27 protein-coding genes and 1 pseudogene are annotated in these 24474 nt (G+C 69.9%); 18 read left to right on the top strand and 10 right to left on the bottom strand.

Features of this window, described 5'->3' with window-relative positions; genetic code table 11:
* Window positions 1-607, bottom strand: a pseudogene (locus tag Q0R13_RS08045) (phospholipase); the annotation flags it as partial.
* 141 nt (window positions 608-748) lie between these two features.
* Window positions 749-1099: a hypothetical protein gene (locus Q0R13_RS08040; protein ID WP_293902085.1), complete on the bottom strand. Its 351-nt coding sequence runs from the start codon at window positions 1097-1099 to the stop codon at window positions 749-751.
* Window positions 1100-1270: 171 nt separating this feature from the next.
* On the opposite strand from Q0R13_RS08040, the gene Q0R13_RS08035 reads away from it, so the two are divergent.
* From Q0R13_RS08035 to Q0R13_RS08025, 3 genes are all read left to right on the top strand, one after another.
* Window positions 1271-1699: a PaaI family thioesterase gene (locus Q0R13_RS08035; RefSeq protein ID WP_293902082.1), complete on the top strand. Its 429-nt coding sequence runs from the start codon at window positions 1271-1273 to the stop codon at window positions 1697-1699.
* The gene (locus tag Q0R13_RS08030) at window positions 1696-1920 is read left to right on the top strand and encodes a DUF1289 domain-containing protein (protein WP_293902079.1); all 225 of its coding nucleotides are present in this window, start codon (window positions 1696-1698) and stop codon (window positions 1918-1920) included. The genes Q0R13_RS08035 and Q0R13_RS08030 overlap by 4 nt, the downstream gene beginning before the upstream one ends.
* 105 nt (window positions 1921-2025) lie before the next feature.
* Complete coding sequence (locus tag Q0R13_RS08025) at window positions 2026-2532, top strand: TIGR02281 family clan AA aspartic protease (RefSeq protein ID WP_293902076.1); 507 nt, start codon at window positions 2026-2028, stop codon at window positions 2530-2532.
* Here Q0R13_RS08025 and dusA read toward each other — a convergent pair.
* Window positions 2476-3513: a tRNA dihydrouridine(20/20a) synthase DusA gene (gene dusA, locus Q0R13_RS08020; protein ID WP_293902088.1), complete on the bottom strand. Its 1038-nt coding sequence runs from the start codon at window positions 3511-3513 to the stop codon at window positions 2476-2478. The two genes, Q0R13_RS08025 and dusA, sit on opposite strands and share 57 nt — an antisense overlap.
* 154 nt (window positions 3514-3667) lie before the next feature.
* Complete coding sequence (locus tag Q0R13_RS08015) at window positions 3668-4258, bottom strand: TetR/AcrR family transcriptional regulator (protein WP_293902073.1); 591 nt, start codon at window positions 4256-4258, stop codon at window positions 3668-3670.
* 123 nt (window positions 4259-4381) lie between these two features.
* Between Q0R13_RS08015 and Q0R13_RS08010 the strand changes: the two genes are divergently transcribed.
* On the top strand, window positions 4382-5338 hold the full coding sequence (locus Q0R13_RS08010) for an SDR family NAD(P)-dependent oxidoreductase (RefSeq protein ID WP_293902070.1): 957 nt from the start codon (window positions 4382-4384) through the stop codon (window positions 5336-5338).
* 22 nt (window positions 5339-5360) lie between these two features.
* Here Q0R13_RS08010 and Q0R13_RS08005 read toward each other — a convergent pair whose 3' ends face one another.
* The 3 genes from Q0R13_RS08005 to Q0R13_RS07995 all read right to left on the bottom strand — a co-directional run bounded on the left by Q0R13_RS08005 (window position 5361) and on the right by Q0R13_RS07995 (window position 9542).
* Window positions 5361-7106 (bottom strand): TonB-dependent receptor, encoded by a 1746-nt coding sequence (locus Q0R13_RS08005; RefSeq protein WP_293902067.1) that lies wholly within the window; start codon window positions 7104-7106, stop codon window positions 5361-5363.
* Window positions 7085-7555 (bottom strand): TonB-dependent receptor plug domain-containing protein, encoded by a 471-nt coding sequence (locus tag Q0R13_RS08000; RefSeq protein ID WP_293902064.1) that lies wholly within the window; start codon window positions 7553-7555, stop codon window positions 7085-7087. Before Q0R13_RS08000 ends, Q0R13_RS08005 begins: the two co-directional genes overlap by 22 nt.
* Before the next feature lie 388 nt (window positions 7556-7943).
* Window positions 7944-9542, bottom strand: a complete 1599-nt coding sequence (locus Q0R13_RS07995; protein ID WP_293902061.1) for an acyl-CoA synthetase — start codon at window positions 9540-9542, stop codon at window positions 7944-7946.
* A 324-nt stretch (window positions 9543-9866) separates the two neighbouring features.
* Here Q0R13_RS07995 and Q0R13_RS07990 point away from each other — a divergent pair, with 324 nt between their 5' ends.
* Window positions 9867-10667 (top strand): helix-turn-helix domain-containing protein, encoded by an 801-nt coding sequence (locus Q0R13_RS07990; RefSeq protein ID WP_293902058.1) that lies wholly within the window; start codon window positions 9867-9869, stop codon window positions 10665-10667.
* 109 nt (window positions 10668-10776) lie between these two features.
* Here the strand turns inward: Q0R13_RS07990 and Q0R13_RS07985 are convergent, their stop codons facing one another.
* Together Q0R13_RS07985 and Q0R13_RS07980 are read right to left on the bottom strand one after the other, a co-directional pair.
* Window positions 10777-11553: a crotonase/enoyl-CoA hydratase family protein gene (locus Q0R13_RS07985; RefSeq protein WP_293902056.1), complete on the bottom strand. Its 777-nt coding sequence runs from the start codon at window positions 11551-11553 to the stop codon at window positions 10777-10779.
* Window positions 11550-13094, bottom strand: coding sequence for an AMP-binding protein (locus Q0R13_RS07980; protein ID WP_293902053.1), 1545 nt, complete (start codon window positions 13092-13094; stop codon window positions 11550-11552). The genes Q0R13_RS07985 and Q0R13_RS07980 overlap by 4 nt, the downstream gene beginning before the upstream one ends.
* Here Q0R13_RS07980 and Q0R13_RS07975 point away from each other — a divergent pair.
* From Q0R13_RS07975 to Q0R13_RS07940, 8 genes are all read left to right on the top strand, one after another.
* Window positions 13084-13224, top strand: a complete 141-nt coding sequence (locus Q0R13_RS07975; protein WP_293902050.1) for a hypothetical protein — start codon at window positions 13084-13086, stop codon at window positions 13222-13224. The two genes, Q0R13_RS07980 and Q0R13_RS07975, sit on opposite strands and share 11 nt — an antisense overlap.
* 40 nt (window positions 13225-13264) lie before the next feature.
* On the top strand, window positions 13265-14371 hold the full coding sequence (locus tag Q0R13_RS07970) for an NADH:flavin oxidoreductase (RefSeq protein ID WP_293902047.1): 1107 nt from the start codon (window positions 13265-13267) through the stop codon (window positions 14369-14371).
* A 101-nt stretch (window positions 14372-14472) separates the two neighbouring features.
* Entirely contained in the window at window positions 14473-15198 is a 726-nt protein-coding gene (locus Q0R13_RS07965) for an SDR family NAD(P)-dependent oxidoreductase (protein WP_293902044.1), read from the top strand.
* Window positions 15195-15830 (top strand): SDR family oxidoreductase, encoded by a 636-nt coding sequence (locus Q0R13_RS07960; RefSeq protein ID WP_293902041.1) that lies wholly within the window; start codon window positions 15195-15197, stop codon window positions 15828-15830. Before Q0R13_RS07965 ends, Q0R13_RS07960 begins: the two co-directional genes overlap by 4 nt.
* A gap of 23 nt (window positions 15831-15853) precedes the next feature.
* On the top strand, window positions 15854-16621 hold the full coding sequence (locus Q0R13_RS07955) for an enoyl-CoA hydratase/isomerase family protein (protein WP_293902039.1): 768 nt from the start codon (window positions 15854-15856) through the stop codon (window positions 16619-16621).
* A gap of 29 nt (window positions 16622-16650) precedes the next feature.
* Window positions 16651-17523 (top strand): SMP-30/gluconolactonase/LRE family protein, encoded by an 873-nt coding sequence (locus tag Q0R13_RS07950; RefSeq protein WP_293902036.1) that lies wholly within the window; start codon window positions 16651-16653, stop codon window positions 17521-17523.
* A 103-nt stretch (window positions 17524-17626) separates the two neighbouring features.
* The gene (locus Q0R13_RS07945; protein WP_293902033.1) at window positions 17627-18805 is read left to right on the top strand and encodes an acyl-CoA dehydrogenase family protein; all 1179 of its coding nucleotides are present in this window, start codon (window positions 17627-17629) and stop codon (window positions 18803-18805) included.
* A 10-nt stretch (window positions 18806-18815) separates the two neighbouring features.
* Window positions 18816-19961, top strand: coding sequence for an acyl-CoA dehydrogenase family protein (locus tag Q0R13_RS07940; RefSeq protein WP_293902030.1), 1146 nt, complete (start codon window positions 18816-18818; stop codon window positions 19959-19961).
* A gap of 3 nt (window positions 19962-19964) precedes the next feature.
* Here the strand turns inward: Q0R13_RS07940 and Q0R13_RS07935 are convergent, their stop codons facing one another.
* The gene (locus tag Q0R13_RS07935; protein WP_293902027.1) at window positions 19965-20723 is read right to left on the bottom strand and encodes a glucose 1-dehydrogenase; all 759 of its coding nucleotides are present in this window, start codon (window positions 20721-20723) and stop codon (window positions 19965-19967) included.
* 167 nt (window positions 20724-20890) lie between these two features.
* Here Q0R13_RS07935 and Q0R13_RS07930 point away from each other — a divergent pair, with 167 nt between their 5' ends.
* From Q0R13_RS07930 to Q0R13_RS07910, 5 genes are all read left to right on the top strand, one after another.
* Complete coding sequence (locus Q0R13_RS07930) at window positions 20891-21361, top strand: DUF3237 domain-containing protein (protein WP_293902024.1); 471 nt, start codon at window positions 20891-20893, stop codon at window positions 21359-21361.
* Window positions 21362-21468: 107 nt separating this feature from the next.
* Complete coding sequence (locus tag Q0R13_RS07925) at window positions 21469-22722, top strand: LLM class flavin-dependent oxidoreductase (RefSeq protein ID WP_293902021.1); 1254 nt, start codon at window positions 21469-21471, stop codon at window positions 22720-22722.
* A gap of 8 nt (window positions 22723-22730) precedes the next feature.
* A complete protein-coding gene (locus Q0R13_RS07920; protein WP_293902019.1) occupies window positions 22731-23501 on the top strand; it encodes an alpha/beta fold hydrolase in 771 nt (256 codons plus the stop codon).
* Window positions 23502-23520: 19 nt separating this feature from the next.
* Window positions 23521-23949 carry an SRPBCC family protein gene (locus Q0R13_RS07915; protein ID WP_293902017.1) on the top strand — a complete coding sequence of 143 codons (429 nt, stop codon included), beginning with the start codon at window positions 23521-23523 and terminating at the stop codon, window positions 23947-23949.
* 58 nt (window positions 23950-24007) lie between these two features.
* The coding region (locus Q0R13_RS07910) for a hypothetical protein (protein WP_293902014.1) at window positions 24008-24474 on the top strand (467 nt) is incomplete at its 3' end.

The raw sequence follows: 24474 nt of genomic DNA, 5'->3' as shown, positions 1-24474 counted from the left end.
CCCGCCAGCGCGCGCGGAAGTGGTCGCCCAGCGCCAGGGCCGCGGCGCCGTCGACCATCATCATCACCTCGTGGCGCGGTGGGTGATAGTCCTGGTCCGGCATGATCCGGCGCTCGTCGTCCTCCAGGTGGCCTGGGGTGTCCCAGCGGTCCACCGAGATGTCGCCGCCGCCGCAGAACGCCAGCCGGTCGTCGACGATAACCGCCTTCTGGTGGTGGCAGCCGCCCAGCGGTACCTGGTCGTCCAGGCGGAACTTCACCCGCGTGCCCTTGAACCACTTGCGCGCCTTGTGCGGGAAGAACTCCTGGCTGGCCGCCACCGGCAGCGCCGAGCGCCAGATCAGCAGGCGGATATCCAGGTCGGGCCGTTCGCCGGCCAGCCGCAGCAGCACCCGGCCGATCTCGTCCGGGTCGGGGCCGTCTTCGTGGCCGTCGGGGAACAGCCGCGCGCGCGGATCGAACCCCCAGCCCAGGATCAGGATCGAGCGCCGGGCCTTTTCGAGCGCCGCGGCCAGGGCGCCGTAATAGGCCTCGGTGTCCACCAGCACCGCGACGCGGTCGGCGCGCTCGGTGCGCCAACAGGTCTCGCCGGGGATCAGCAGGGTCATCGCGGGGCCTTGAACGCGGTCCCGTGCGTGGCCGCCCGGATGAAAGCCCATGGCTCAGCCAAGGTTCCGCCCCAAGAAAAGGGCGCGTCGGCTTGCGGCCGGCGCGCCCGAGTTGGCTTGGGTGGCAGTATGGACCCGGGCTCAGCTGGCCGGGCTGGCCTCCTTTCGGGCTAGGCTGGCGCCGCCGCGCAGATAGGCCTGGCAGGGGCCGGTCAGTTCGGCGGTCAGGCGGTCCTTGCGGTCCTCGCCCTTGGCTTCCTTCCTGGCGCGGGCGAATTCGTCGGAGGCGCGTTCGATCACATAGGGCGCGCGCGCGCCGGCCTCGGCCTTGATGAAGCTGTCCAGCGAGGCCGGATCGACCACGCCGGTGAGGCCGGCGGCCAGACCCTTGCAGCGGTTGGCCTTGAGGAAATCGACGTCGGTGACCTTTCCGCCGGCCGTGGCGGACCCGGCGGCGAGCACCGCCGCGATGGCGATGATGGCGAATTTCATAAGCACGTCTCCCTGGAAATCTGGGCCAATGCTGCTCGTCGGCCGCGCTCAACTCAAATGAACAAGCTGCAATGATCAGTATTCGAGGATTAATATTAAGTCATGATACGTCGTTGTTACGAACCGGACAAAACACTTGTAACGAACCGGTCACACGGGCGACGATAGGGCATGGCTCAGCTTGTACCGAAACTGGACGCCGCCGGCGTCAATGCCCTCTTGCGCAAGGCCTTCCCGGGCGCGAACCAGGCCCAGACCCTCGAGATCGTGCAGGTGGGGCCCGGTCGGCTGCATATGGTGGCGCCTTATCGCGACGGGATTCTGCGGCCCGGCGGCGTGATCTCGGGCCCGACCCTGATGTCGGTCGCCGACTCCGCCGCCTACGCCCTGGTCCTGGCCCACATCGGCGACCAGCTGATGGCCGTGACCTCGCAGCTCAACATCAGCTTCCTGCGGGGCGCGCAGCCCGGCGACATCCACGCCGAGGCGGAACTGCTGCGGCTGGGCCGGCGGCTGGCGATCTGCGACATCCGGCTCTGGACCGAGGGGCCCGACAGGCTGGCGGCCCAGGCCAGCGTCACCTACGCTATCCCCGGATGAGCGTTTCCCACGATACCGCCGGGCCCCCTGCCCCGATCAAGACCCCCTGCATCAAGGTCTGCGTCGTCGACGGCGAGAGCGGCCTGTGCCTTGGCTGTTTCCGCAAGCTGGGCGAGGTGGCCGCCTGGAGCCGCTTCACCGACGCCGAGCGCGACGCGATCCTGGCCGCCCTGCCCGACCGCCGCGCCCTCATCCGGCCGGAGAAGCTGGCGCTGTTCTGATTCACCCCTCCGAAACCCTGCTGATTCACCGGATTCCAACCTTCCTGGCCCTAACCTGCGATCAACAAGACAGGTCAGAACGACCGCTTTTCCAGGTGAAGTCAGGTGTCTTCTCTCGGCAAACTCGCCCTCGTGGCGGGGGTGTCGGCGCTCGCCAGCGCCTGCGCCATGAGCACGATCGCCCCCCAGCCGCTGCGCATGGCGCGGCTGGAGGCTGAGGCCCTCCCCACCGCGCCGCCGACCCCCGGGTCCGGCGCGGTCGCCAAGGCCGCCGACGGCCACTTCTGGGCCGACGCCCAGGTGAACGGCCAGCCGGTCCATTTCCTGGTCGACACGGGCGCCACCGCCGTCGCCCTGACCCCCGAGGACGCCACGCGGCTGGGGTTCAAGGCCGCCGACCTGAAGTACGGCTACAACATCACCACCGCCGGCGGCTCCAGCCACGCCGCCGCGGTCACCCTGACCTCGGTGTCGGTGAACGGCGCCCGGCTCGAGAACGTCCAGGCCCTGGTGGTCGCCGACGGCCTCGACGTCTCGCTGCTGGGGATGAGCTACCTAGGCCGCCTGACCCGCTTCGAGGCCACGCGGAACACCCTGCGCTTCGAACCCTGACACCGCCGCCAGCGCGCGGTCGATCACCTCGAGCCCCGCGCCAGGCTTGACGCTCTCCACCGTCAGGATCCGCCGCCAGGTCCGCGCGCCCGGGACCCCGTGGAACAGCCCCAGCATGTGCCGCGTCATCGCCGCCAGGTGCGTCCCCCGGGCCAGCTCCGCGGCCAGATAGTCCCGATAGGCCTCGACCGCCTGGAGGCCGCTGACGCCCCCGGCCTCGCCGAAGATCCGCGCATCCACCGCGCCCAGGATGTCCGGGGTGTGATAGGCCGCGCGCCCCAGCATCACCCCGTCCACGTGACGCAGATGCTCCTGCGCCTCGTCCAGCGATCCGATCCCGCCGTTGATGACGATGGTCAGCGCCGGCCGCTCCCGCTTCAGCCGCCAGACCAGCGGATAGTCGAGCGGCGGCACGTCCCGGTTCTCCTTCGGCGACAGCCCCTTCAGCAGCGCCTTGCGCGCGTGCACGACGAACAGCTTGACACCCGCCGAGGCGCAGAGGTCCACCAGCTGGAACAGGCTCTCCTCCGGGTCCTGGTCGTCGACCCCGATCCGGCACTTCACCGTCACCGGCACGCGGACCGCCGCCGCCATGGCCGCCATGCACTCCGCGACCAACTCCGGCTCGCGCATCAGGCAGGCCCCGAACCGCCCCGACTGCACCCGGTCCGACGGGCAGCCGACGTTGAGGTTGATCTCGTCGTACCCCTCGGCCTCGCCGATCCGCGCCGCCGCCACCAGATCGGCCGCATCCGACCCGCCCAGCTGCAGCGCCACCGGATGCTCCACCGGACTGAACACCATCAACCGCGCCCGGTCACCGTGCAGCACCGCGCCGGTGGTCAGCATCTCGGTGTAGAGCAACGCCCGCCGCGTCAGCATCCGATGCAGGACCCGGCAATGCCGATCCGTCCAGTCCATCATCGGCGCAATGGCCAGTCTATGTGATTGATATTCTAGCACTTTTCCGTTTGGGTTCAGCGTGTTGTCGGTGGCGGCGTACCGGCGATTTACGACGTTTTACGCCTCGGTTCGTCAACTTTCGATCTCTCACTGCAGGCGGTCTGCACGCTCAAACGGGCTTCGACCCTGAAGGAAACCGCGCTGCGATCGGACGTCTGGCCGTCCGCGGGCTCTATCCGCGACGTTGGACCTGGGGCCGAAGTCCATCCATCAGGATGTCGATCAGGCGGAGCGCGCTGGCCTGCCACCCCGGGCCGGTGGCGCCATAGGTGAAGCCCACCAGGGCGCGCAGCAGGTCGGCGGGATCGGCGTCGGGGCGAATCTCACCGGCGCCGACCGCACCCTGCACCAGCTCCGACATCGCTCCGTTGATCAGCACGCCGGACGCCGCATACAGCTCCGAGGCGCCGCCGACGATCGAGCCGAGCGCCGAGGCGATGATCTTCTTGGTGGCGATGTAGTCGACGAAGACGCCCATCCACTGGCGCAGCGCCTCCGCGGCCGGCAGCGAGGCTTGCAGGCGGGTCGCGGCTTCGGCCAGCTGCTGCAACTCGCGGCGGTAGACGGCCTCGACGATCGCGTCGCGGGTCGGAAAATGCCGGTAGAGCGTGCCGATCCCCACGCTGGCGCGGCGGGCGATCTCTTCCAGGGTGACATCAGGTCCCGTCTCGGCGAAGCCCGCCTTGGCCGCCTCGATCAGCAGCTCGCGATTGCGCAGCGCGTCGGCGCGGGGCTTGCGCTCAGCTCCTGACGGCCCAGACACGATCCTTGGCCTCTTGCTAAACGGAGGAACCCTCCGTATATAAGCCGGAGACACCCTCCGTTTAGCCATTCCAAGCCGATCTGGCAACGGCGGGTCAGTCCCACACTTTCGAAAGAAGCTCCCATGACCCAACACTTCGGCGCGACCTCCACCACCGACGACGTCCTTTCCGGCGTCGATCTCTCCGGCAAGCGCATCCTGGTCACCGGCGTCTCCGCGGGCCTCGGGGTCGAAACCGCCCGCGTCCTGGCCGCCCATGGCGCCGAGGTCGTCGGGGCCGCCCGCGACCTGAAGAAGGCGCACGCCGCCACCGAGGTGGTCCGCGCCGATGCAAAGCACGGCGGGAGCCTGGAACTCATTGAACTCGACCTCGCCTCGCTGGCCAGCGTGCGGGCCGCGGCCGACGCCCTGGTCGCCGCCGGCAAGCCCTTCGACGTGGTGATCTGCAATGCCGGGGTCATGGCCACCCCGTTCGGCAGGACCGCCGACGGCTTCGAGACTCAGTTCGGGACCAACCACCTGGGCCACTTCGTGTTCGTCAACCGCATCGCAGCCCTGATCAAGGACGGCGGCCGGCTGGTGAACCTGTCGTCCTCGGGCCACCGGTTCTCCGACGTCGACCTCGAGGACCCGAACTTCGACACCACGGAATACACCCCGTTCGGCGCCTACGGCCGCTCCAAGACCGCCAACGTCCTGTTCGCGGTGGAATTTGACCGCCGCCACAAGGCCCGCGGCGTTCGCGCCACCGCCGTCCACCCCGGCGGCATCCAGACCGAACTCGGCCGGCACATGACGCCCGAGGCGATCCAGGCCCTGATCGACTCCATCGCCGCCAGCCAGCCGGCGGGCGCGGAATTCAGCTGGAAGACCATCCCGCAGGGCGCGGCCACCTCGGTCTGGGCCGGTATCGTCGCCGACGCCGACGCGGTGGGCTCCCACTTCTGCGAGGATTGCCATGTCGCCGAGATCAAGGAAGGCGCCGACGTCCGCTCGGGCGTCCGCAGCTACGCCCTCGATCCGGAGCACGCCAAGGCGCTCTGGGCCAAGAGCGAGCAACTGGTCGGCGAGCAGTTCTGATCGTCCCCTCGCCCGGCGCGCGCTAGTATCTCGCCCGCAGCGTCACCCCATACATCCTCGGGTCGTTGGGCGTGCCCACCACGAGGCCCGAGTTGCCGGCCTGGACCGTGACGTTCTGAAGGTAGTGCTCCCCGAACAGGTTCCTGACCCACAGCGCCGCCTCCCAGGGCCCGTTTGACCGGAAGCCCAGAGTGCCGTTCACCAGCCGGTATCCGTCGATGACGGTGTAGCGGCTGGCGGTGGGGTCGCCGAACACTCGGGTGCGGGAGGAGACATCGGCGCGCAGGTAAGCCTCGCCGGAGACACTGCCGAGCGCGATATTGCCCTTGTACTCCGCGCCGCCCGACCAGGCGAACTTCGGCAGGTTCGGCAGGCCGCGCCCGCTGAGATCGCAGACCGTGGTGGCGTTGCCGATCCGCTCCAGAGGGCACGGGCCGTTGCGGTAGGAGACGTAATTCCCCTGGGTGCGGCTGAAGCCGAAGCGGCCGGACAGGTGCTCGTTGACGACGAAGACCCCGTCGACCTCCAGGCCCTTGACCCGGACTTTCTCGATGTTCGCCAGATAGCCGCGCAGCGCACCCGGCCCGGTATCCACGACATTGGTCTGGAAGTCCTTCACGACGGTGCGGAAGACGTCGGCGTTCAGGATCAGGCGCTTGTCGAGCAGCTCCGACTTGAAGCCCAGCTCATAGTTGGTGTTGCGCTCCGGCCGCACGACCGCCGTCGCCAGGGCCGGGTTGTTGGCGGCGTCCAGCGGCAGCCCCGACATGTTGATGCCGCCCGACTTGCTGGCCTTGGCGAAACTGGCGTAGGCCATGACGCCGTCGACGATCCGGTAGGAGGCCGAGGCGCGGCCCGAGAGGCTGCCGTCCTTGTCGCTGGCGCGATACGATTGAGGCCGCAGGATCGAAAGCTTGCTATTCAGCAGCGCGCCCGTGGCCGGCGCCCCGCCGAACACGGTGGAATCGAAGCGGCCGTTCTTGTCTTCGTAGGAGTAGCGCAGGCCGCCGGTCAGGCTGAGCCGGTCATTCACATGCCACGTCGCCTCGCCGAAGGCGGCGTAGCTGGCGCTGTGGAACCGGGTGTGGCCGTCGGTGGTGTAGCCGTTCAGGAGGTTTGACGGAAAGGCGGGCGCCGGACCCAGCAGCCAATAGGTGGCCTGCGGGCCATAGGCGGTGATCGGCTCGCCCTTGATGGTCTGGGAAAAGTAGTAGAGCCCGGCGACGTACTCCAGCGCGTGGCTGCCGTTGGAGGCGATCCGCAGTTCCTGGCTGTACTGGTCCTGGCGGGACGGAATGTGCTGGATCAGCTGGATCGGGATGGACGTGTAATCCCGGTCGTTGGCCGCGTCCCAGTTCCACCACCGCCACGCGCTCACAGAGGTCACGGTGGCGAAGCCCAGGTCCCAGTTGGCGACCGCCGAGTAGCCGGCGTCGTCGGTGTTCACCAGCAGCGGCGCGTCGATGTCGGTCAGCCGGTCGTAGGGGTTGGTGCTGGCTGGCGTGTACCCCAGCCCCGCGGCCAGGGCCGGGTACTGCCGCGCCGCCGGCTTCAATGTGGTTCCCACGCGCACGAACCCCTGGCTGCAGCACTCGGCGTTGATCGAGCTGTCGTCTCCGGACAGCAGCAGGCTGAAGGTGTCGCTGGGCTTGAACAGCAGCTGGCCATGGATCGCCAGGTTCTCGACGTCGTTCTGGCGGCGGTTCAGCCGCACATTACGCAGCACGCCCTCCCGCTTGGTGGCGATCACCGACAGGCGGCCCGCCACCACGCCGCCCCAGAGCGGGCCCGTGACGTGACCTTGCCCTGGCGATAGTCGTAGTTCCCCAGCGTCACCTCGCCCTCACCGCCGAACGTGAAGGCCGGGCCGCGGGTGGTGATGTTGATCGCCCCGGCCGTGGTGTTCTTGCCGAACAGCGTGCCCTGCGGCCCGCGCAGCACCTCCACCCGCTCGACGTCGAGGAAGTCGAACGCCGCCGTCGCCGGACGCGCGTGGTAGACCTGATCCACATAGAATCCGACGCCGGGCTCCAGCCCGTCGTTGGACTGGGCGATGGCCACGACGCTCGATCCCAGGCCGCGGATCGTCAGCGAGGTGTTGCGCGGATTGGGCGAGGAATAGTTCAGGTTCGGGACCAGCTGGATGATCTGGTTCACGTTGTAGGTCGCGGATTTCTGCAGGACCTCGGCGCCGACCACCGACAGGCCGCCCGGCACCGACTGTGCGTCTTCTGCCCCCGAGGAATAGGCGCGTTCTGGAGCGATCAAACGCTACAACCGTGACCGTCTGTTGCGAAAATAAGCCCGGGTATGCTGGCCATTTCACGCTTCCTGCGTGATTTCGTCGGGCTGGCGCCGGAAATTCGGACAGTTGGCCAAGGTGAGATCGACCGGGTTCAAGGACGGACACTGTGGCCGGGAATCGGTGTTCGGCGCGCGCGCCGGCATCGAGATGAGGCGGAGCCGCCTCTGCGTTCTCGTCGGCGATCACCTAGGAGGCGGTCAACCGGGCGCGACCGAACGCCGTGCTGACCACAACATCGGAGGAAACCCCGCAGCCTCGTCTCGCCCACGCGTCGCAGCGGGCCGGGGCAGGCGGCAGGGCCTAGCCGGTCACCAGGGCGGTCGCGCGGCGATAATCGGCCTTGCCGCTTTCATGCCGGGGAATCTCGTCGACCAGGATGATGCGCTTGGGATGCTTGTAGGCCGAGAGCGTCTTGCCGAGCGCGGCCCGGACGGCGGTTTCGTCATAGGCGGCCGAGCGGCGCACGATGGCGACGACGATCTTGCCCCACTTTTCGTCGGGCTGGCCGACAACCAGGGCGTCTTCGACGCCCGGCTGCAGCTTCAGCGCCTCCTCGACCTCTTCCGGAAACACCTTCTCGCCACCGGTGTTGATCGAGAGGTTGCCGCGGCCGATCAGCATGAACTGGTTCGGCGGCACCCAGCGGGCGAAATCCCCCGGCACCACATGGCGAACCCCGTCGATCATCCGATAGGTGGCCGCTGTCTTGGCCTCGTCGCGGTAATAGCCGGCCGCCATGGCGCCGGTGCGGGCCAGGAAGCCCTCGACCGGCTGGTCCTTGGGCAGGACCTTGCCGGTGTCGGCGTCCACCAGCACCGTCTTCGGCGCCGCATCGAACAGGCCGGTGGGCTGGATCTTGCCCTGGCTGGCGATCGCGAAGCCGAACCCGGAAGCCTCCGAGGCCCCAAGCACGTCGGCCAGGATCAGCTGCGGCATGTGCCCGATCAGCCCCGCCTTGACCTCCTGGGTCCAGGTCAGGCCGGCCGAGGTGATCACCTTCATGCTGGAGAGATTGTAGCGGCCAGGGTTGTCGTCCAGCGCCTTCAGCATCGGCTTGGCGAACACGTCGCCCACGATGGCGATCCGGGTCACCCGGTGGCGCTCGACCTCACGCCAGAGTTCGTCGGCGTCGAAGCGGTCGTTGGGCAGGATGACCGCCGTGCCGCCGTTCAGCAGGTCGCCCATGGCCGCGTTGCTGCCGGAGCCGTGCATCAGGGGACAGGCCGGAATGGTCCGGCTTGGCGCGGGGTTCGCCCGGACCAGCGCGGCGTGCTCCTCCATCGACTGCGGGACCTTGGGGATCAGCGGCGATTCCAGCTGCACCAGGCGCGACTGCCCGGTGGGCCAGAGCACGCCCTTGGGCCGTCCCGTCGTGCCGCCGGTGTAGAGCAGATAGCCGTCGTTCGGAGAGCGCTGGATGTCGAGCGGCGCGCCGTCGCCCGACGCCGCGAGGGTCTCGAACGAGTGCGCGCCCTGCGGCGCCGGCTGCGGCTGCCGATCCGTCTCGATCCGGATCCAGGTGCGGACCGAGGTCAGCAGCTGGCGCAGCTCGGGCAACAGGTCGTCGAAGGCGTCCTGGTAGAAGAAGGTGGTGGCTTCGCAGTCGGCGACCACATAGGCGATCTCGTCGGCGGTGTAGCGGTAGTTGATATTGACCTGCAGGACCCGCGCCTTCACACAGGCCGCCATCGTCTCCATGTAGGCCGGATGATTGCGGCACAGGATCGCCGCGCGGTCGTCCGCGGCCATGCCGAGCTCGACAAGCTTTCGCGCGATGTTGTTGGTGCGGCGATCGAACAGGCCCCAGGACACCACGTCGTCGCGCCAGATCAGCGCCGGCCGATCCGCCGGCACGGCCAGGGCGACGGCGTCCAGGATGTCCCCGTAGTTCCAGTCCATGACGGCTCCCCAGCAGGTCGTGTCGTCTTCTACGGCGGCGCGCGGCATCGGCCGCGGTCGCGGATGGGGACGCCGAAACAATCACATGGGTGATCGAGAGAGGTGGCAAAAAGGCGGCGGCCGGAGCCGCCGCGCAAGATGTCTCGGAGGGAGGACAAGTCCCGAGCGACCTGCGCCAATCGCGCGGCGTCCAATGACGACGGGGCGCCGCGGGCCACACGCGCCGCGCCTTGACAGGACGCAACATCATGTATGGGTTTTCGCCCAGGGGGTTCCGGATAGAGAGCCTGCGCGCGAGACGTACGGCCGCGCCGGGAGGCAAGGATGCACCGCGATCCGATAAAGTCGGCCGCTCGCACGCTGGAGGTCCTGGAACTGTTCCATGAACGCCGTGAGCCGCTGCGCCTGAACTACATCTTCGAGCGCCTGAGCTATCCGCAATCCAGCACGACGACGCTGCTCAAGAGCATGGTCCTGCTGGGTTACCTGAACTATCACCGACCGTCCCGGACCTACTTCCCCACGCCGCGCGTGGCGGCGCTGGGCGACTGGATCAACCACCATATCTATGGCGCTGGCGACCTGCTGGACCTGATGCAGGACGTCCAGCTGCGCACCGACGAGACCGTGGTGGTCTCGTCGCAGAACGACATCTTCATCCAGCACATCCGTGTTCTGCAGCCGGCTCATGAGTTCAAGCTGCCGCCTCCGGAAGGCAGCATGCGGGTGCTGACCAAGTCCGCCGCCGGCCTGGTGTTGCTGAGCGGGATGACCGCCAGGACCGTCGACAAGCTGGTTCGGCACATCAACATTCATGAAGGCGAGAAGGTGGACCTGCCGCAGCTGACGGAGCAGCTCGCGTGGATCCGCGGGGAAGGTTATTGCCTGCTCGCCGGCTTCCCCCTGGCGCTGGGCGCCGGTCTCGCGGTTCCCTTGCCCCAAGCCGCCCACGGCATTCCCCTGACCCTGGCGGTCGGCGGGCTGAACAGCCGGATTGCGCGCAGGAAGAGCGAGTTCGTGGAGGTTCTGCTCGCGGCCGTAGCCGTCTACCGGTCCAAGTTGCCGGCGGCCGAGCTGCCGGCGGCGCCCCATGGGCCGACCGACGCGACCACCAACACCGGCTAGAGCGCGTCAGGCGAAAGTGGATCCCGGTTTCGCCGCCCGACGCGCTCTAATTCAAAGAGTCAGAGCCTTTTTATCTGGTTCACGTGATTCCACTTGAACCAGAAAGGCGCTAGATCTCGGAGAAGTCGCCGGCGCGGCCGCGGCCGCCGCTGAACCGCGCCGCCCCATGCTGCGCCTCGGACAGTAGCGGACGTTCTCCCTCGCGGCCCTCGAAGGCCAGGGCGTCGGCCAGCGGCGCGCTCCACTGATGGTAGGTCGAGGCCCGATCCGCCCGCAGGCAGATCTGCGGGAACCGCGCGATCTCCTGCGCCAGGGCCTCGGCCGCGGCGCGCGCCTGGCCGGCCTCGACCAGCCGATTGGCCAGGCCGAAGGCATGGGCTTCCTCGGCGTCCACGGCGCGGCCGGTCAACACCATGTCCAGCGCCCGGCTATGGCCGATCAGGCGCGGCAGCCGCACCGTTCCGCCGTCGATCAGCGGCACGCCCCAGCGTCGGCAATAGACCCCGAACACCGCGGTCGCCGAGGCCACCCGCAGGTCGCACCACAGCGCGAGTTCGAGCCCGCCCGCCACGGCATAGCCCTCGACCGCGGCGATCGCCGGCTTGGTCAGCAGCATGCGGGAGGGCCCCATCGGCCCGACGCCTTCCGGCTCGTAGGGAATGCCGACCTCGGCCAGCGCCTTCAGGTCATAGCCGGCGCAGAAATGCTCGCCCTGACCGCAGAGCACGGCCACCGAGGCCGCGTCGTCGGCTTCGAAGGCCTGGAACGCCTCGCGCAGCAGGATCGCGGTGGCGCCGTCGACGGCGTTGCGGCGTTGCGGCCGGTTCAGCATGATCGTGGTGACCGGCCCCTGGCGGGACACGATCACCTGGGGAGCAGCGCTCATATCCGCCGCTCCCGGCCCACCCAGAACGGATCGCGGACCGCCCGGCGCAGGAGCTTGCCCACCGCGCTCTTCGGCGCCTCCTCGATGAACCGAATGCTCTTGGGCGCCTTGTAGGCGGCCAGGCCTGCCCGGGCGAACGCCATGAGGTCATCGGCCGACGGCTCGATCCCTGGGCGGGGCACGACGAAGGCGGTCACGGCCTCGCCCCACTTGTCGTCCGGCAGCCCGACGACGACGACCTCGCGCACCCCCGGATGGCCGGACAGCACGTCCTCCACCTCGCGCGGATAGACGTTGTAGCCGCCCGACACGATCATGTCGGAGGTCCGGTCGACCAGGTAGAGATAGCCGTCTTCATCCAGCCGGCCGATGTCGCGGGTCCGTATCCAGCCGCCGGGCAGCACCGTCTCGCGGTTCAACGCGCCGCCGTTGAGATATCCGGTCATGGCGAAGGGCGCCCGGACCAGGATCTCGCCGGGCGCGCCCGCCGGCGCATCGTCGCCGTTCTCGTCCACCAGGCGAACCTCGCAGTCCACGCTGACCCGGCCGCAGGACATGAGACGCGCCTCGGCCTTCGGTCCGACGTGATCGGCCTTGCCCAGCACGGCGATGCACAGCGGGGCTTCGCTCTGGCCATAGTACTGACGGAACCGCGGGCCCCAGAGATCCAGCGCCTTCAGGATCGTGCCGCGCGGCATCGGCGACGCGCCGTAGATGATGCTCTCGACCGAGCTGAAGTCGGCTTGTTGCACCCCCGGCATGTCCAGCAGCATGCCGACCATGGTCGGCACCAGGTTGAGCGCCTTGGGCCGCCAGGTGCGGACTGCCTCGCAATAGGCCTCGGGCGCGAACCCCGGCAGCACGCCGGCCACGCCGCCCCGCACCCAGTAGGGCAGGATGAAGGTGCCGCTGGCGTGGATCAGCGAGGCGGCATGCAGCATCATGTCGCCGGGCTGCACGTCGATCAGGTTGGCCAGGATGTTGGCCGCCATCGCCGACCAGCTCGCCTGGGTGTGCTGCGCGGCCTTCAGGCGGCCGGTGGTGCCGGAGGTGTAGAGCGCCAGCGCGACGTCGTCCGGCTCGGCGCGGCGGTCCGGCGGATCGCCGCTCTGCCCCGCGGCCAGCGCCAGCAGATCGGCGAGGCCCTCGGCAGGGCCGAGCGCGAACAGGCCGAGGCCTTGGCAGGCCTGGGCCAGCTCAACCGCCCGCTCCGCCTGGTCGAGCGTGAAGACCAGGGTCGTGACGCCGGCTTCGGCGATCATCTGCGCCTGCTCGCGGGCTGACAGCCGGGCGTTCAGCGGCACGCGCGTGAGCCGCGCCTTCGCGCAGGCGAAATCCATCGGGATGCTGTGTAGCGAGTTGGACATCAGCAGTGAGATGCGCGCCCCCACTGGCGCGACGCCGGCGGCGATCAGCGCGGTCGCCAACCGGTTCGACAGCCGGTCGGTCTCCCGGAAGGTCAGCGCCTGATCCGCATGGCGGATGGCGACCTCGTCGGCATAGGTGACCGCGCCGCGGCGGATGAGTTCGGTGATCAGCATCGCAGCACTCTTGCAGGGGGCCGGCGCCGCGCTCGCCAAGCTGGAGCGCCGGCGTTCCGCATATCACCAGCCTGATATTCGGCTGCAGGTCGCCAACCGCCGCCGGGCCGACCGCGACCGCGCGCACTGACTGGCGTCACCTGCAGCGGCCAACCCCGGGACGACTCCGCGTGACGATCGCCAAACTCTTCGACCCGGTCCGACTGGGCGACCTGAAGCTCCGCAACCGCACGGTGATGGCGCCGATGACGCGGCGCTTCTCGCCGGGCGGGACCCCGGGCGCCGATGTCGCCGGCTACTACCTGCGACGCGCCGAGGGCGGCGTGGGGGCGGTGATGACCGAGGGCCTGGAGATCGACCATCCGGCATCGGTCTACGACCCGGCCATTCCCAATTTCTTCCGTCCCGAGGCGCTGGCGGCGTGGTCCGCGATCGCGAGCCAGGTGCAGGCGGCCGGCGCCGCCTTCATCCCGCAGTTCTGGCATGTGGGCGGCTTCCGCTCGACGCTGCCGGCGCCTTCGAACCCCGACGCCGGCGCCATGTCGCCCTCGGGGGTCTACGCGCCCGGCCAGCCCTACGGCTCCCCGGCGAGCGACGAGGACATCGCCGCCGTCATCGACGCCTATGGGCGGGCCGCCCGCGCCGGGTTCGAGATGCGGTGCGACGGGATCGAGATCCACGGCGCCCACGGCTACCTGATCGACCAGTTCCTCTGGGCCGCCACCAACCTCAGGTCCGATCCGTTCGGCGGCGACCTGTCGGGCCGGATTCGCTTCGCTCGCGACATCGTCGCCGAGTGTCGCCGCCAGACCGCGCCCGGGTTCCCGATCTTCTTCCGCTTCTCACAGTGGAAGCTGCAGGACTACGCCGCCAGGCCGTTCGCCGCGCCGGCCGACCTGCAGGCCTTCCTGGCGCCGCTGGTTGACGCCGGCGTCGATGTTTTCGACTGTTCGACCCGCCGCTTCTGGCAGCCCGAATTCGACGGCTCCGACCTCAACCTCGCCGGCTGGACGCGCAAGCTGAGCGGCAAGCCGGTGATGACGGTCGGCTCGGTCGGGCTCGACAACGACGTCGTCGCCTCCATGCGCGGCGGCGCGATCGCCACGGGGGCCGCGGCGCTCGACGAGCTGGGCCGCAGGCTGGACCGCGGCGATTTCGATCTGGTGGGGATCGGCCGCTCGCTGCTCGCCGATCCGCAGTGGGTCAACAAGGTCCGCGCCGGCGACCTGGGCGCGCTGCGAGGCTTCAACATGGCCGATCTCGAGGTCCTCACCTAGGCGCGGCTATCACGGTTGTGATTAGCGCGGCCCGGTTCGCGCACGCCTCGCTCAAACAGTTGTTTCGACGTCTCTTCGGCTCACGCAGGAAGGAAGCTGGCGTGCAGAGCGTTGCCCTTGTCACCGGAGCCGCCCACGGGATCGGGCGGGCGATCGCCGAGCGGCTGGCCGCCGACGGCTTTCGCGTGCTGGCTCTGGACCCCGATCGCCAGCAGCTTGAGGCCAACGAACGGACCTGGGCCGGGCAGGGCCTGGCGATCGCCGGGCACGTGCTCGACTGTCGCGACCGCGCGGGTCTCGCCGAGCTGCTGGACCGCGAGGGCCGTCTCGACGTCGCGGTGAACAATGCGGGGATCAGCGGTTCGCTGGAGACGATCCCGCAGCTCAGCCGCGACGCGTGCCGACGCGTCCTGGAGATCAACCTGCTCGGGGCCTTCAAGGTCTCCCAGGAAGCCGCCCGACGCATGACGCCCGGCGGACGGATCGTCAACCTGGCCTCCCGGGGCTACCTCGGCGGCGCGGGGGCCGCGCACTATGTGGCGTCCAAGGCCGGCGTCGTGGCCATGACCCGCGCCATGGCCATCGAGCTCCGCTGGCGGGGCATCTGCGTCAACGCGGTCGCACCGGGCATGGTCGAGACCCGCGCCCTGGACTTCTTCGGCGACATGCTTCCGCGCCTGAAGCGGCTGGAGCCGGGCGGCGAGGCCGCCAAGCCGTCCGCCATCGCCGACGTGGTCGCCTTCCTGGCCAGCCCCGCGGCCCGCTTCGTCAATGGCCAGGTGTTGATCGTCGACGGTGGCAAGTCGCTGGGAGTGCCGCCGCTATGACCGCCCGATCCTCCGCGCCGACCGCCCTGCTGGTGGGCGCCGGCGTGCCCCTGGCGGAGGCCATCGCCCGGCGGCTGCGCGACGCCGGCCTGCCCCTCGTCGAGGTCTCCGGCCTGTCGGAAGCCGCGGTGTCGCAGGCCCTGGCCGCTGTCGATCGGCTCGGCGCCCTGGTCATCGTCACCGCGCCGCCAGCCCTGGGCACCTCGATGCTGGAGGTCGATGACGCGCAGCTGGAAGCCTCGCTGGAACAGTTCCTGGATCTGTTCGGCGCGCTGCACCAGGCGCTGCCGCGGCTTGAGGATGGCGCAAGCGTGCTGGCCGTCAGTTCTCGCGGTCACCTTGGCGCATGGGGCGGAGCCCACGAGATGGCGTTTGCCGGCGCCATCGCCGGCCTGCTGCGCTCGGTGGCCCTGGAGAACATGGCCCGCGGCGTGCGCGCCAACCTCATCGCCGTCGAGCTCCCCGACACCGGGGTCGGCTCGGATCCGGCCGAGGTCGCCGACCTCGCCCACTACCTGCTCTCGCCGGCGGCCGCGGCCGTCAACGGCGAGCTGATCCTCGCGAACGGCGGACGCAGCCTGCAGATGCGGGAGGCGCGCGATCGCCGCCCCGCGCCTGCCGCCGCCACTTGATCCCACAATCGAAGGACACCCGCATGAGCCTGCTCCGCCTCGAGGTCGCCGACCTCATCGCCACGGCCACGATCGACATTCCGCCCGTCAACGCCCAGCCGCCCGCGTTCCTGCAGGAAGTGGCCGCGGTATTCGACGAGATCAGCGACCGCGACGACGTCCGCGTGGCCATCCTGACCGGGGCGGGCAAGTACTTCTCCGCAGGCGCGGACCTCAAGTCGCGGCCGGGCCCGGATGCGCCCCCCGGCACAGCCTGGGGCCGCGCGCGGCTGATGCGCGAGGCGATGTATTCGATCTTCGAGTGCAAGAAGCCCGTGATCTGCGCCTTGAACGGTCCCGCGATGGGCGCGGGTTTCGGCCTGGCCGCGGTCTGCGACATCCTGGTGGCGTCGGATACCGCGTTCATCAATCTGCCTGAGATCGACGTCGGCCTCATGGGCGGTGCGCGCCACACGATGCGCCTGTTCCCGCAGTCGTTGCGCAACCGGATGATCCTCACCGGCTACCGGGTCTCGGCGGCGGAACTCTATCGCTATGGCGTGGTGGAGGCGGCGCTGCCGCCGGAGGAACTGATGCCCTACTGCATGGACATCGCCCGCAACATCGCCGCGAAGAGCCCGCTGGCCGTGGCCTACGCCAAGGAAGCGATCAGCATGGTCGAGAACCTGTCGATGCGCGACGCCTACCGCTGGGAGCAGAACAACACCACCCGGCTCGGCAAGACGGAGGACGCCATCGAGGCCCGGACCGCGGTGCTCGAAAAGCGCGCGCCGGTCTTCAAGGGTCGTTGATCGGGCGTTATGATCCCGGGGGCATCGGCATGCGCATCAGCATTATCGGGCGCCAGCGGTGCGGCCTGGGAGAGTCGCCCCTGTGGGACCCGGACGCGCAGGTTCTGTACTGGGTCGACTCGGTGGCGCCGGCGATCTGGCGTCTGGACCCCGCCACCGGCGAGCAGGCCGCCTTTCCCGCGCCCGACCGCATCGGAAGCGTCGTGCTGGGGTCCGGAACCGACCTCATCGCCGGCCTGACCGACGGGATTTACCGCGTCGACCTCACCGCAGGGACCTTCGAACCCCTGGTTCGTCCCGACGACATGACGGGCGGGGAGCGACTGAACGACGGCAAGACCGATCGCGCCGGGCGGCTGGTCACGGGGACCATCATGCCGGCCGGAGAGCCGCCGCATGCCGGCAAGCTGTACCGGTTCGATCCCGGCGGCGGCTGGGCGGTGCTGGAGACCGGCGTCGAGGTGTCCAACGCGATCTGCTTCAGCCCGGCGGGCGACCGGCTCTACTTCGCCGACAGCCTGCGCCGGATGGTCTGGTCCTACGACTATGACGCGGCGAGCGGCGCGGCGACCAACCGCCGCGACCTGATCGACACCGGCGCGCTGGGCGCCACCCCGGACGGCGCCACCGTGGACGCCGACGGCTTCGTCTGGGTGGCCCTGGTCCTGACCCGGCAGATCGGCCGCTTCTCGCCTGAGGGACACCTGGACCGGCTGATCGACACGCCCTGTCCCTACCCGTCCTGCCCGGCGTTCGGAGGCCGCGACCTCGACGTCCTCTACGTCACCTCCATCGCCGACAGCGGCGGGCGGCTGAAGAGCGACCACCCAGACGCCGGCCGGCTGATGGCCATCGAAGGCCTTGGCGTGCGCGGCCTCGCCGAAACCCGCTGCCGGCTCTGACGCCAGCATCACGGATGAGATGCTTGCGCCTGCACGGCCGCCGCCCTGGGGCGGCCGGCCCGGCCCCGCTAGGCTTCAGGCATCGCAGGATGCCCGGCCCGCCATGAACCTAGACCTCGACCCCACCGACCGCGCTTTCCGCGACCAGATGCGGACCTTCTTCGCCGAACACACGCCGCCCGAATTCAAGGCGCGGATTCGCACCGGCATGCGCCTGGAGCCGGCCGAATACACCGCCTGGCAGAAGCTGCTGCACAGCCGCGGCTGGGGCGCCCCCTCATGGCCGAAGGAACACGGCGGCGCCGGCTTCACTCCGACCCAGCACTACATCTTCGAGAGCGAGGCCTCGCGGGCCGACGCGCCCATGCAGTATCACCAGGGGCTGGAGCTGATCGGCCCGATCGTCTTCACCTTCGGCAGCGAGGCGCAGAAGGCGAAGTACCTGCCGGCGATCGTGGCCGGCGACGACTGGTGGTGCCAGGGCTATTCGGAGCCGGGGGCCGGGTCCGACCTGGCCGCGGTCTCGACCCGCGCCGTGCGCGACGGCGACCGATATGTGATCTCCGGCCAGAAGGCGTGGACCAGCTACGCCCACGTGGCCAACCGCATGTTCCTGCTGGCCAGGACCGATCCGCAGGCCCGCAAGCAGGCCGGCATCTCGCTGTTCCTGATCGACATGGACACGCCGGGGATCACCATCCGGCCGGTGATCACCATGGACGAGGTGCACCACACCAACGAGGTGTTCCTGGACGACGTCCGCGTGCCGCTGACCGCGCTGCTCGGCGAGGAGGGCAAGGGCTGGGGCTACGGCAAGGTGCTGCTGGACCGCGAGCGCGGCGTGACCGCGGCCTTCACCCTGCGGCTGGCGCAGCAGCTGCGCGGCGCGCGGCAGGCGGCGGCGCAGGCGCTGACGCCTGGCGGGACGATGCTGGACGACCCCCGCGTCGCCGACCGCCTGGCGCAGTTCGAGCTGGAGGCCATGGCGCTGGAGACCATGGTCATGCGCACCATGGCGGAGGCGGCGAGCGGCCAGGATTCGGGGCCCCGCGCCTCGATGATCAAGATCCGCTGGTCCGAGCTGCTGCAGCAGGTCACCGAGTTCTGGACCGAGCTCCTGGGCTACGACGCCGCGCCGTTCGGTGCGGTCGGCAACCAGCCGCTGGCCGGCGAAGGGCCGTGGCCCGCCAAGGGCATGCTCTACGCGCGCGTCACCAGCATCTACGGCGGCGCCAACGAGATCCAGCGCAACATCATCGCCCGGCGCGCCCTGGGCCTATGAGGCGGACCTGATGGACTTCGACCTGTCCGACGAACAGAAGCTGCTGCGCGACAGCGCCGCCCGGTTCGGCGAGGACCATTATGCGTTCTCCGCCTGGCGGGCCCGCGCCGCCGAGGGCCGCGGGTTCGACCGCGCGAACTGGGGGCGGATGGCCGGGCTCGGATGGCTGGCCCTGAACGTGCCGGAAGCCGACGGCGGGCTCGGCGGGTCGCCGATCGACACCATGGTGCTGATGGAGGCGTTCGGCCGCGTCCTGATGCTGGAGCCCTACGTCTCCACCTGCGTCATCGCCCCGTTGCTGCTGCGGCACGCCGTCGCCGGGCCGCGCCGCGCGCTGATGGACGCCATCGCCGCCGGCGCCGCCGTGGTCAGCCTGGCGGACGCCGAGCCGGGGTCGCGCTTCGACCTGCAGCATATCGCCACCCGCGCCGCGCCGACCGACGGCGGCTTCGTGCTGAGCGGCGACAAGAGCCATGCGCTGGACGGCGGCGTGGCGGACTGGTTCATCGTCCCGGCGCGGACCGCGGCCGGCGTCGCCGATGCCGGCGGAATCAGCCTCTTCCTGGTTCCGGCCGACGCGGCGGGTCTCTCGATCCACGCCTCGCGGGCCATGGACCACCGCATCAATGCGCGGCTCAGGCTGGACGGCGTGCGGGTCGGGGCGGAGGCGCTGATCGGCGACGCCGGCGACGGCGCGCCGCGCCTGCGCCAGGCCGTCGACCATGCCATCGTCGCCCGCCTGGCCGAGGCGCTGGGGGCGATGGACGCGGTCTGCGAGATGACCCTGCAGCACCTGCGCACCCGCCAGCAGTTCGGCCAGCCGCTGGGCGCCTTCCAGGCCCTGCAGCACCGCGCCGTGGACATGGCCATCGCCTGCGAGGAGGCGCGCTCGATGACCTATCTGGCCACCCTGTCCCTGGACAAGCCCGAAGCCGAGCGCGGCCGGATCGTGGCGGCCGCCAAGGCCCGGGTCAGCCAGACCAGCCTCTATGTCGGCCGCCAGGCCGTGCAGCTGCACGGCGGGGTCGGCTTCAGCGAGGAGCTGGCCGTGGGCCACTATCTGAAGCGGCTGACCATGATCGACATGGCTTTCGGCAACGCCGACCACCAGCGCGCGCGGTTCGCGGCGCTCAGTCAGGCGCCCGCCGCCGCCTGATCGTCAGGAGAGCGAGTTGGCCAGGCCGCCGTCGACCGTGAGCAGCTGGCCGGTGACGAAGCTCGAGTCGTCGCACGCCAGGTAGCGGACCGCGCGGGCGATGTCCTCGGTCGTCCCCAGCCGGCCCAGCGGCGTCTGGGCGATCCGCCGCTGGAGCCCTTCGCCCGAGACCACCGAGCGGACGCCCTCGGTGTCCACCGTGGAGGGCGCGATGGCGTTCACGCGGATGCCGTCCGGCCCCAGCTCGGCGGCCGCGGCGCGGGTCAGGCCGGTGACCGCCGCCTTGATCCCGCAATAGAGCAGGCCGTTGGGAATGCCGAGCAGGGCGCTCACCGAGGCGATGTTGACGATCGAACCGCCGCCCGACGCGGCCATCATCGGCGCCGCCAGCTGGATGCCCCACACCACCGCCTCGAAGCCGACCCCCAGCATCCGATCCATGGTCGCTGGCGAGATCGCGCCGATCGGCTCGTAGCGGTTCCACATGGCGTTGTTGACCAGCACGTCCAGCCGCCCGAACTCGCGCGCCGTGGCCTCCAGCGCCTGCTGCAGGGCGGCGCGGTCGGAGACGTCGCAGCCCAGGCCGATGGCGCGACCGCCCGCGGCGCCGATTGCCTCGGCCGCGCTTTCAGCCCAATGCGCCTTGAGGTCCACCACCGCCACCGCGCAGCCCTCGGCGGCGAGCAGCTCCGCGGCTGCCCGGCCCAGGCCGCGCGAGGCGCCGGTGACCAGCGCCACGCGCCCCGCGAGTCGATCGCCCATGCCCACGCTCCTCGAAAGCCGACCCTGCGGTTAGCACGGGCGTCCACCGGGTCCCGTCGCGCGCGGGGCCGGCGCGCGAATATCGCCCATGTGGAAATGATCCCTGGTGGGATTGCCGCTGGACACGCGCGGCGCGGCGGTGACCATCGGCCGCCACGGAGGACGGCATGATCGAGGAACTCAGGTGGGCGCCGCTGTTCGTTATGCGGCTGCAGGTGGCCTACGACCGCGCCCAGCGGATCGGCGCCGGGCCGTTGGGGACCCGGGCCATCTTCCCGGTCGATGGCGGAACCTTCGAGGGGCCGCGCCTGAAGGGCCGGGTGCTGCCCGACGGCGCCGACTGGGTCACCTGGCGCAGCGACGGCGCCATGCTCATCGACGTGCGCACGGCGCTCGAAACCCATGACGGCGCGGTGATCGCCCTCACCTACCAGGGCCTCGCCGTCGGCCGCACGCCGCAGGCCACGGCCCGATTCAACAGCCGCGAGGGCGTCGCCTACGCCGACCTCTACGCGCGCACCACGCCGCGCTTCGAAACCTCCGATCCGCGCTACGCGTGGCTGAACCGGGTGATCGCCGTCGCCAACGGCTCGCGTGACCAGGACGGGCCGATCTACCACGTCTTCGAGGTGCTCTGAGCCGGCGGTCATCACATGCGTGAACTTGCGTCGGCGGGCGCCCGGCGAGGCGGGGGCCAGGCGGGCGCGCCGTAAGGTCGAGGCCGTCTCAACCGTTCGAGGGCGCCATGCGAAATCTCTGGTTCCACCTCATGCCCTACAAGGACCTGCCGGCCACCTTCAAGCAGGACCACAACAGCATCTGGGTGGATATCGACCCCAGGCTGCTGACGCCTGAGAAGGTGCATGAGTACTACAACGAGTACATGGATGAGCTCGAGTACGCCGCCGAATGCGGCTTCGACGCCATCTGCGTCAACGAGCACCACGGCAACGCCTACGGGCTGATGCCCTCGCCCAACCTGATCGCCGCCACCCTGGCGCGCCGCACCAGTAACGCGGCGATCTGCGTGATGGGCGCCTCGCTGGCCCTCTACAATCCGCCGACCCGCGTGGCCGAGGAATTCGCCATGCTGGACTGCATCTCGGGCGGCCGGCTGATCGCCGGCTTCCCGGTCGGGACCCCGATGGACACCTGCTACGTCTATGGCCAGAACCCCTCGACGCTGCGGCAGCGCTATCTCGAGGCCCACGACCTGATCATCAAGGCGTGGGCGGCGGAGGAGGCGTTCGCCTACAACGGGCGGTTCAACCAGCAGCGCTACGTCAACGTCTGGCCGCGGCCGGTGCAGAAGCCGCATCCGCCGATCTGGGTGCCGGGCGGCGGGTCGGTCGAGACCTGGGCGTGGTGCGGCGAGATGGACTACGTCTACTCCTACGTCTCCTACTACGGCCACGTCGCCGCCGAGGCGACCATGATGGGCTTCTGGGAGGAGATGGCCCGGCAGGGCAAGGACCGGAACCCGTTCCGCGCCGGCTTCCTGCAGTTCGTCGGCGTCGCCGAGACCCGCGAGGAGGCGATCAGGCTCTACCGCGAGCCGGCGGAGTTCTTCTACTCCAACTGCCTGCACGTCGACCCCAGCTACGTGATGCCGCCGGGCTATGTCTCCGAGGCCACCCAGCGGATGAAGATGAAGAGCCAGGTGCAGGCCGCGGCCGACCGGTCCTCGATCCTCAGCTCGGTGAAGAACGAGATGGAGGGCATCCTGGCCGAGGGCTACGTGCTGATCGGCTCGCCCGACGAGGTGGCCGACCAGCTGCGCAAGATCGCCAGGAAATTCAACGTCGGCAACCTGCTGACCCTGCTGCAGTTCGGGAACATGGACAGGCAGCTGGCCAACTACAACACCAAGCTGTTCGCCGAAAAGGTGATGCCGCAGATCCGCGACCTGTTCGAGGACGAGTGGGAACACAAGTGGTGGCCCAAGCCGATGGGCCAAGCCGCCCGGGCCATGCCCCGCACCCTGATGGCCGCGGAATGAACGCCCCCATGGAACGCACCGTCGAGGTCAACGGCCGTCCCTGCCGCGTCTGGGAACGGGGCGAGGGCAAGCCGATCTTCTGGCTCGGCTCCGGCCCCATGCTGTTCCGCTGGAGCGCCTTCCACGACGCCCTGGCCGAAAAGGCGCGGCTGGTGGCCTGCTCGCTGCCCGGCTACCCGGGCAGCGAGGGCCACGACATCCTGGACGACCACCTGTCGTGGTGCCTGGCGGCGCGCGACCTGCTGGAGGCCGCGGGGTTCAGGCCCGGCGACACGCTGATGGGCTCGTCCACCGCCGGCGCCTTGGCGGCCGACGTCGCCGCGCTCTGGCCCGACTGGGTGGGCGCGCTGGTGCTGGTGGCGCCCTTCGGCCTGTTCGAGGACAGCGATCCGACGCGGGACATGTTCGCCCTCCACCCGCGCAACGCCGCCAGCATGATCTCGGAGGACCCCCAGGGCTACGCGGCCCAGCTCGCCGCGCCCGAAGGCGAACAGCCCGTGCTCTGGAACATCGGCGTCGTCCGCGCCAACGAGGCGGCGGCGCGGTTCCTCTGGCCGCTGGGCAACACCCGGCTCAATCGCCGGCTCGGCCGCGTCAAGGCGCGCACCCGCGTGATCTGGGGGGCGGAGGATAAGATCATCCCGCCCAGCTACGCCCAGCGATTCGCCGACGGAATCGGCCCCTCGGCCAGCATCGACCGTATCCCCGGCGCCGGCCACCTGGCCGAACTGGACCAGCCGGCCGCGGTTGCCAGGTCCGTCCTCGAATTCGTCGGATAGGCCCGCGGGGAACGCGAGGGTGGAACTCGCCCGGATCCGAACCACGATCGACGCTCCGGCGGAACGGGTCTGGGCGATCCTCACGGATTTCCGCCATCCGCAGGTGCTGGCGCGGACCATCGAGAGCTGCGAGGCCGACGGCGACGGCGTGGGCGCGATCCGCATCGTCCGCGCCCGCGGCCTGAGCATCCACGAACGTCTGGTCGAAGTGGAGCCGTCCGGGTTCCGCTTCGTCTATGAGGCCCTGCCCGCCGGCGACATGCCCGCGGCCAACCTCAAGAGCTATCGGGCGACGGTCGTCCTGCGTCCGCTCGGGTCGGCGCGAACCGAGGTCGAGTGGCGCGGCGAGGGCGAGATCGATGGGCAGACCGAAGCGACGATGGCCGCCTTCGCCGACCTCTACGCGCGCGCCATCGAGAACCTGCAGCACGCCGCCAGATCTCGGTGAGCGGGAAAGGACGCGGGAAACCTTGACATCCGCCTGCTGATGTTCTATCTTTGTTCTCATGGAGCCTGCTCCCCCCGCCCTCACCCCCGAGCACATCGACAGCCTCTTCGCGCTGATGGCCGAGGCCGGCGCGGTGGGCGTGCGCAAGGTGCAGGCGCGGCTGCAGGCCGCTGAGACCGACGAGGCCGTGGAGCGGATGAGCCGTTCCCTGCAGACCGTGGGCCGCTACCTGCGCCAGACCCTGGCCCTCAAGCTGCGCTTCGACCGCGAGCAGGCCCAGGTCGCCGTCGAGCAACGCCACGCCGCCGAACAGCAGCGCCAGGACGCCGAGCGCGTCCACGCCGACGCCCGCGGTCGCCACCGCAAGCGCGTGCGCGACCACTTCGCGCGCCTGCTCTGGACCGAATATGAGGCCGACGACGCCCAGGAAATCTTCAACGACCTGGACGACCGGCTCGGCGACCTCGCCGAGGACGCGGCGTTCCTGGGCACCCCCATCGAGACCCTGATCGCCCGCCTGACCGA

The sequence above is a fragment of the Phenylobacterium sp. genome (genome assembly GCF_025351295.1).
Taxonomy (GTDB): Bacteria; Pseudomonadota; Alphaproteobacteria; order Caulobacterales; family Caulobacteraceae; genus Phenylobacterium.
Note: the sequence above shows the minus strand (reverse complement) of the source record. Positions and strands in the feature narration are given on the sequence as shown.

What these genes read in the sequence shown, in the direction of transcription:
- Q0R13_RS07950 (WP_293902036.1), top strand. Translation starts at nt 16,651, where the DNA reads ATGCGCATCAGCATTATCGGGCGCCAGCGGTGCGGCCTGGGAGAGTCG.
- Q0R13_RS07925 (WP_293902021.1), top strand. Translation starts at nt 21,469, where the DNA reads ATGCGAAATCTCTGGTTCCACCTCATGCCCTACAAGGACCTGCCGGCC.
- Q0R13_RS07955 (WP_293902039.1), top strand. Translation starts at nt 15,854, where the DNA reads ATGAGCCTGCTCCGCCTCGAGGTCGCCGACCTCATCGCCACGGCCACG.
- Q0R13_RS08040 (WP_293902085.1), bottom strand. Translation starts at nt 1,099, where the DNA reads ATGAAATTCGCCATCATCGCCATCGCGGCGGTGCTCGCCGCCGGGTCC.
- Q0R13_RS08010 (WP_293902070.1), top strand. Translation starts at nt 4,382, where the DNA reads ATGACCCAACACTTCGGCGCGACCTCCACCACCGACGACGTCCTTTCC.
- Q0R13_RS07990 (WP_293902058.1), top strand. Translation starts at nt 9,867, where the DNA reads ATGCACCGCGATCCGATAAAGTCGGCCGCTCGCACGCTGGAGGTCCTG.
- Q0R13_RS07995 (WP_293902061.1), bottom strand. Translation starts at nt 9,542, where the DNA reads ATGGACTGGAACTACGGGGACATCCTGGACGCCGTCGCCCTGGCCGTG.
- Q0R13_RS07945 (WP_293902033.1), top strand. Translation starts at nt 17,627, where the DNA reads ATGAACCTAGACCTCGACCCCACCGACCGCGCTTTCCGCGACCAGATG.
- Q0R13_RS08035 (WP_293902082.1), top strand. Translation starts at nt 1,271, where the DNA reads ATGGCTCAGCTTGTACCGAAACTGGACGCCGCCGGCGTCAATGCCCTC.
- Q0R13_RS08030 (WP_293902079.1), top strand. Translation starts at nt 1,696, where the DNA reads ATGAGCGTTTCCCACGATACCGCCGGGCCCCCTGCCCCGATCAAGACC.
- Q0R13_RS07980 (WP_293902053.1), bottom strand. Translation starts at nt 13,094, where the DNA reads ATGCTGATCACCGAACTCATCCGCCGCGGCGCGGTCACCTATGCCGAC.
- Q0R13_RS07930 (WP_293902024.1), top strand. Translation starts at nt 20,891, where the DNA reads ATGATCGAGGAACTCAGGTGGGCGCCGCTGTTCGTTATGCGGCTGCAG.
- Q0R13_RS07985 (WP_293902056.1), bottom strand. Translation starts at nt 11,553, where the DNA reads ATGAGCGCTGCTCCCCAGGTGATCGTGTCCCGCCAGGGGCCGGTCACC.
- Q0R13_RS07960 (WP_293902041.1), top strand. Translation starts at nt 15,195, where the DNA reads ATGACCGCCCGATCCTCCGCGCCGACCGCCCTGCTGGTGGGCGCCGGC.
- Q0R13_RS07940 (WP_293902030.1), top strand. Translation starts at nt 18,816, where the DNA reads ATGGACTTCGACCTGTCCGACGAACAGAAGCTGCTGCGCGACAGCGCC.
- Q0R13_RS07920 (WP_293902019.1), top strand. Translation starts at nt 22,731, where the DNA reads ATGGAACGCACCGTCGAGGTCAACGGCCGTCCCTGCCGCGTCTGGGAA.
- Q0R13_RS07935 (WP_293902027.1), bottom strand. Translation starts at nt 20,723, where the DNA reads ATGGGCGATCGACTCGCGGGGCGCGTGGCGCTGGTCACCGGCGCCTCG.